Origin of the sequence: Phormidium pseudopriestleyi FRX01 (genome assembly GCF_017313335.1) — a bacterium.
In the GTDB taxonomy this organism is placed as follows: Bacteria; Cyanobacteriota; Cyanobacteriia; order Cyanobacteriales; family Laspinemataceae; genus Laspinema; species Laspinema pseudopriestleyi.
This window is the reverse complement of record NZ_JAFLQW010000259.1, coordinates 1-5,937: the sequence shown is the minus strand read 5'-3', so window position 1 is coordinate 5,937 and position 5,937 is coordinate 1. Positions and strand designations below refer to the sequence as shown.

Sequence of the window (5,937 nt, the reverse complement as noted above, 5' to 3'; positions counted from 1 at the left end):
GCCCAGCAACTCTATCAATGGATCATTGCCCCCTTAGAACCCGACCTCAAACAGTTAGGAATTGAGACGATCATTTTTAGTATGGATGCGGGATTGCGGATGCTGCCCATTGCCGCCTTACATGATGGGGAGCAGTTTTTAGTGGAAAAATACAGCCTCACCTTAATTCCCAGCCTGCATTTAACCGATGCTCGTTATAGCAACTGGAAAAATAGCGAAGTGTTAGCGATGGGATTGTCAGAATTTTCTGATCAATATCCGTTACCCGCAGTGCCGGTGGAAATTAACACCATTGTTAACCAATTATGGCCCGGTGAAGCCTACCTGAACGAAGCCGTCACTTTGGATAAATTGCAAGAACTGCGCCAACAAGAACCGTTCGGGATCATTCACCTAGCGACCCACGGGCAATTTAACTCGGGAGCGCGAGATAACTCCTACCTCCAATTATGGGGGGAAAAATTATACCTGGACCGGATGCAGCAGTTAAAATGGAACGATCCGCCAGTAGAATTGTTAGTGTTGTCGGCCTGTCGCACGGCCATTGGAGATTTAGAGGCTGAATTTGGCTTTGCTGGATTAGCCGTGCAAGCTGGGGTTAAATCAGCCGTAGCGAGTCTGTGGTACGCCAATGATGCGGGGACCTTGGGACTGATGAGCGAGTTTTACCAAAACTTGCGATCGGCCCCCATTAAGGCAGAGGCATTGAGGAGAGCGCAAATCGCCATGATTGGCGGGACCGTGCATCTGGAAAATGGGGCCTTAGTCGGGTCGTTCGGAAACGTAGAACTCCCACCATCGCTTTCACGCCTCGGGAATCGAGAGTTAAGACACCCCTATTATTGGGCGGGCTTTACAATGATTGGCAGTCCCTGGTAGTAATTAAGAATTAGGAATTGAGAATTGAACTTCTCGGCTGTCTTAATTCTTAATTTTTAATTCTTAATTCTTAATTCTATGTGGGCCAAGGTTAAGCTAAAAATTTGGGAATGGCGCAAAGTATCAATCCTGGCACCGACGGTAGCAGGATTGGCTATTTTGCTGCGAATGAGTGGGTTATTACAGGCACTGGAATTATCAACCCTGGATTTATTATTTCAACTTCGGCCTATGCAGCCCCCGGACCCCCGGATTTTGATTATTGGAATTAATGAAAATGATTTGACTACTTTGGGAACCTGGCCGATCCCGGATAATGTCCTGGCGGAATTACTAGAGAAAATCAAGGCCCAGGAACCAAAAGCGATCGGCTTAGACATCTATCGGGATTTGCCCGTAGAACCAGGGTCTGAACAATTAAAAGCGGTGTTTGAGACGACTCCGAATTTGATTGGAATTCGCAAAGTGGTGGGGAATCAACAGCAAGCCGAGATTGCACCTTCCCCCATTCTTGACAGCCTAGATCAGGTGAGCGCGAATGATTTTCCCTGGGATATGGATAATAAAATTCGTCGTTCGTTTTTATATTTGAGCGATGAAGAGGGAAAACTCGTTTTTAGCTTGCCATTTAAGTTAGCCATGATTTATTTGGAGGGAGAAGGGATTGCTCCCCAGATGAAAGACGAGATTCGCATTGAATTAGGAAAAGTGGTATTTTTCCCCTTTAACGCTTATGATGGCGGTTACGTCCGCGCCTCAGATGAGGGCTATCAAATTTTGTTAAATTATCGCGGTCCCCAGGGGAGTTTTGATACCATCTCTTTGATGGATGTTTTAGAGAATCGAATCCCCCCGGATTTAATGCGCGATCGCATCGTTTTAATTGGTTCAACGGCCATTAGTCTGAAAGATTTTTCCTTAACGCCTTATAGTAATACCTTATCGGGCATTCCTGAAGCGATGGCGGGGATAGAAATTCATGCCAATCTTACCAGTCATCTGATTGCAGCAGCCTTAGACGGTGAATCGACCATTCACACAGCTTCCGAGGGGGTAGAATGGCTGTGGATTTTTCTGTGGGGGGTCGTTGGGGCTGGATTTACCTGTCAGTGGCGAGATATTAAAGGGTTACCCTATATCTCTTTTCCCCGGACTGGGGTGATGATTTCCCTCGCCAGCTTGGTGTTAATTGTCAGTGTTTATAGTGCGTTTAGGCTCAGTTGGTGGATTCCCCTGGTTCCGCCGTTGTTAGCGTTAATCGGGTCAGCGATCGCCACGATTGGTTATACGCTGTTAGAAAACCTCCAATTGTCCTATAAACAAATTGAAGAGTATTCGCGCACCTTAGAGGTGAAAGTTGAACAGCGGACGGTGGAGTTACGAGATAAAAATCAACAGCTTAAACTCACCCTGAAGCAGTTAAAAGCGGCTCAAAAACAAATGATTGCTCAGGAAAAATTGGCTTCTTTGGGGTCCTTGGCCGCAGGCATTGCTCATGAAATTAGAAATCCCCTCAATTTCGTCAATAACTTTGCTTCGATTTCCGTGGATTTAACTGAAGAACTGATAGAAGAACTGGATAATCCTCGGGAGAATTTAGAAGATTTAGATGTAGAATACCTGAATGAAACCCTTACGGATCTAAAAGATAGCGTTGTGGATATCAAACAGCATGGAGAAAGAATAGAAAAAATTGTTGAGGGAATGCTGCTGCTATCTCAGGTCGAACGAGGTCAGCGATCGCGGGTCAATCTTCATTCGCTCTTAAGTGAGGCCATCGAGTTAGCCTACCACAGTTACCAGAATAAAGACCCGAATTTTTCGATTGCGATCGAAACCGATTATGATGAAGCAATCAGTGAGATCTATATTGTACCCCAGGATATGAGCCGTGCCTTTCTCAATCTCGTCAATAACGCCTGTTACGCCCTGTATGAGAAATACCAAGCTGATCCCGATGGATATCGTCCTACCCTCACAGTAAAAACCCGTACAAGCAGCGATCGGCCCACCGAACCAGCGAGGGACCCCGGAGTAGAAATCCGGATCCGAGATAATGGTCCTGGGATTCCCGAGGATATCCTGGATAAAATCTTTAATCCCTTTTTTACCACTAAACCCACGGGAGAAGGCACGGGTTTAGGTTTATCTCTAACCTATGAAACCATCGTTGGACAGCATGGCGGACAGCTAGAGGTCAATAGCCACCCCGGAGATTATACCGAATTTATGATCATCTTACCCCAAACTAACCCGTCTAACTAACCGCTTCAATTCACCCTCTAATCCCTTTAATCGGAGTAAGCTATGCCACCCAAAATTTTATTTGTAGATGATGAACCTTCCTTTGAAAAATTAATTAGAAGGCAATTTCGTAAGCAGATTCGCTCAGAACAATATGAATTTGTATTTGCTGGCAACGGAGTAGAAGCCCTGGAAGTCTTACAGTCTGACACAGAAATTAAGGTGACAATTACTGATATTAATATGCCCCAAATGAATGGGCTAACCTTACTCGAAAAAATCCGCGAACTCGATTCCAGCATCGAAACCGTAGTCGTGTCCGCCTACAGCGATATGAAAAATATTAGAACCGCCATGAATCGGGGGGCTTTTGACTTTCTAACTAAACCCATCGATTTTGAAGATTTAGAAACTACCATAAATAGAGCCTTAAGTCAAGTCCAAAAACTCCGTGAAGACCGAAAAAAGCTATTGGATGCTCAAACCCAAATGATCCAAAATGAAAAGATGACCGCCTTGGGTCAATTAGTGGCGGGGGTGGCCCATGAAATTAATAATCCGGTGGGTTTTATTGCCAGTAATATTGAAATTGCCGAAGATTATATGAATGGACTCATCGAACTGATCCAGTCTTATCAGAGGAAGTTTCCCGAACCGGGAGAAGATATTGCTGAAAAAATTCACGAAATTGACTTAGACTACATTGTGAATGACGTTCCCGAAGTGATTGCCTCCATGAAAGAAGGCAGCGATCGAATCTGTTATTTGAGTAATTCATTACGCACCTTTTCCCGGTCTGATATAACCACAAAAATTCCGTTTAATATTCATGATGGCATCGATAGCACACTGTTGATTTTAAAACATCGATTAAAATCTAGTGAAGTCAGACCTGCTATTGAAGTTAAAAAAGACTATGCAGAATTTCCTCCCGTGATTTGCTATCCGGGACAACTGAATCAGGTGTTTATGAATTTAATTGCTAATGCCATTGATGCCCTAGATGAGGCCAGTGTCGGACGGGATTGGGCAGAAATGATGAAGAACCAACCGAATATCATTACCATTCGCACTTACCCGATTGAGGGCGATCGCGTGGCGATTTCCATTGCCGATAACGGTCCGGGGATGAGTGAGGAAGTGATGGCCCGAGTCTTTGAATACTTATATACTACCAAACCCGTCGGTACCGGCACCGGCCTAGGATTATATATTAGTCATCAAATTATCGCCGACAATCATGGGGGAAAATTACGCTGTGTAAGTGCGCCAGTCCAGGGAGCAGAATTTATTATTGAACTCCCAATGAAATAGGCGATCGCCTCCGGGTCCTTCCCCCCAGTATTGCTTAGAAACCCGGTTTCTTCACAAAATCTGTAGCAATTAGTAGCAAGTCTGGGACAGAAACCGGGTTTCTTTTCCTTTGCCTGGAATCCGATACAGGCGTTCTAGGCGATCGCTGGGATTCCATGAGTTCCATTCAATTAGGTAATACCCGTTATTGGGCGATCGTAAGGCGGTCATTTTCTTTCCCTAGGTGAATCAATAGCAGGAATTATCTTTAGCAGAATCGGTCCGGTACGATTCACTAAATTTTACAGGGGTTGATGCCAGTGACAATAAATCGACATAATGCTGGAATAAAAAGTCATCTTTTGTGATTAAAATCACAGACATTGGTCTGGATTATGTTAATTTAAATATCTCTCAAATAAAACGTTTTTAAGCAATAATATCCAATTCTGCTGTGGATTAACTTGCAATCAGTGAGGAGGGCAGCTTACAATAAGATTAGAAAAGTTGCCTGATTGGGAGTAAACTTTTTCAAACAAGGGTTGGAACCCATTGTATAGAGAGGGTGAACTACCCAACACTGACTGATTACAGTACAGTGTGGGCTTTTAAAGCCTAATGTTTACCAGACTCAGGTGTGTTGATTCACTACGTTAGAGGCAAGTGTTCAAGTTCTTACCTACAGATGCGTAGCTAGTCTGGAGCTACTAAAACTTAAAGATTAAACAGGCTTATTGGGTTAATCCAGTGTTTTTAAGATAGTACCGACCTCTAACATTGTCAAAGCTAACATTACCCCAGAAAAGGTCCGGCTCAACAGAGCAAAACCATTATGCGGACTTCAGTTGTCAGATTTCAGTTCGTAACTGCCGATCGCGGAAGTAGATTGCAATACTACAAGGGATTAAACAACTCCAAGGCGGTAATGGTTTGATTAATCGATTCATGGAGAACAATCTTTATGCAGCTTAAACCTAGTGCAGAGAGGCAAAAATAAATAGCCAGTCTATTCAGACTCCTTGAACCCTTGAAATTTACATAAGAATGGTTTGGCGCTCGTGCGGTTGAAGTAATCAATAAACTTAAGAATTTGCTCAGATAGGTCATCAATGGAAGTGAACTACCCTCGTTTTAAAAGGCGACGGGTCAATATACTGAACCAACACTCAATCTGGTTCAACCACGATGTGTGTTTGGGCAAATAAACAAAACGAATTCGGTGGGTTGGGTCGCTCAAAAAAGTTTTACGAGTTTTCATGGATGCCAAAATTCCTTTTTTCCCTTTAACACCTAACTCGGTATCTATCTGACAACGAGAGGCTATTAAACGAACTAAAGATTCACTTTTATGGGTATTGAGTTGGTCAACAATAAAAATCTACCCAGCTTCTGGATCCGTGTCAATTGTCTGAGCGATATGGGTGGCAAAATCCATCTCGGTACGCCTCGGGCCAATTGAGTCTTCACAAACTTGTCCTGTAGCAATATCCCAATTGGCTATTAAACTTACAGTTCCATGTC

The 5,937-nt window shown here is 43.7% G+C and carries 5 protein-coding genes; 3 read left to right on the top strand and 2 right to left on the bottom strand.

What is annotated here, in order from left to right; all coding sequences use genetic code 11:
• The 3 genes from J0895_RS09520 to J0895_RS09510 form a co-directional block, all read left to right on the top strand.
• Positions 1 to 879, top strand: an 879-nt coding sequence (locus tag J0895_RS09520) for a CHAT domain-containing protein (protein WP_207087865.1), incomplete at its 5' end; no start/stop codon positions are given.
• A 78-nt stretch (positions 880 to 957) separates the two neighbouring features.
• Positions 958 to 3,144: a CHASE2 domain-containing protein gene (locus J0895_RS09515; RefSeq protein WP_207087864.1), complete on the top strand. Its 2,187-nt coding sequence runs from the start codon at positions 958 to 960 to the stop codon at positions 3,142 to 3,144.
• Between the two features lie 42 nt (positions 3,145 to 3,186).
• On the top strand, positions 3,187 to 4,437 hold the full coding sequence (locus J0895_RS09510; RefSeq protein ID WP_207087863.1) for a response regulator: 1,251 nt from the start codon (positions 3,187 to 3,189) through the stop codon (positions 4,435 to 4,437).
• A gap of 69 nt (positions 4,438 to 4,506) precedes the next feature.
• On the opposite strand, the gene J0895_RS09505 is transcribed toward J0895_RS09510, so the two are convergent.
• Complete coding sequence (locus J0895_RS09505; protein ID WP_207087862.1) at positions 4,507 to 4,647, bottom strand: hypothetical protein; 141 nt, start codon at positions 4,645 to 4,647, stop codon at positions 4,507 to 4,509.
• An 889-nt stretch (positions 4,648 to 5,536) separates the two neighbouring features.
• Positions 5,537 to 5,788, bottom strand: coding sequence for a transposase (locus tag J0895_RS09500; protein ID WP_422894320.1), 252 nt, complete (start codon positions 5,786 to 5,788; stop codon positions 5,537 to 5,539).
• Between the last annotated feature and the right edge of the window lie 149 nt (positions 5,789 to 5,937).

Coding starts and splice junctions, on each gene's coding strand:
- J0895_RS09515 (WP_207087864.1), top strand. CDS start 958: ATGTGGGCCAAGGTTAAGCTAAAAATTTGGGAATGGCGCAAAGTATCA.
- J0895_RS09510 (WP_207087863.1), top strand. CDS start 3,187: ATGCCACCCAAAATTTTATTTGTAGATGATGAACCTTCCTTTGAAAAA.
- J0895_RS09505 (WP_207087862.1), bottom strand. CDS start 4,647: ATGACCGCCTTACGATCGCCCAATAACGGGTATTACCTAATTGAATGG.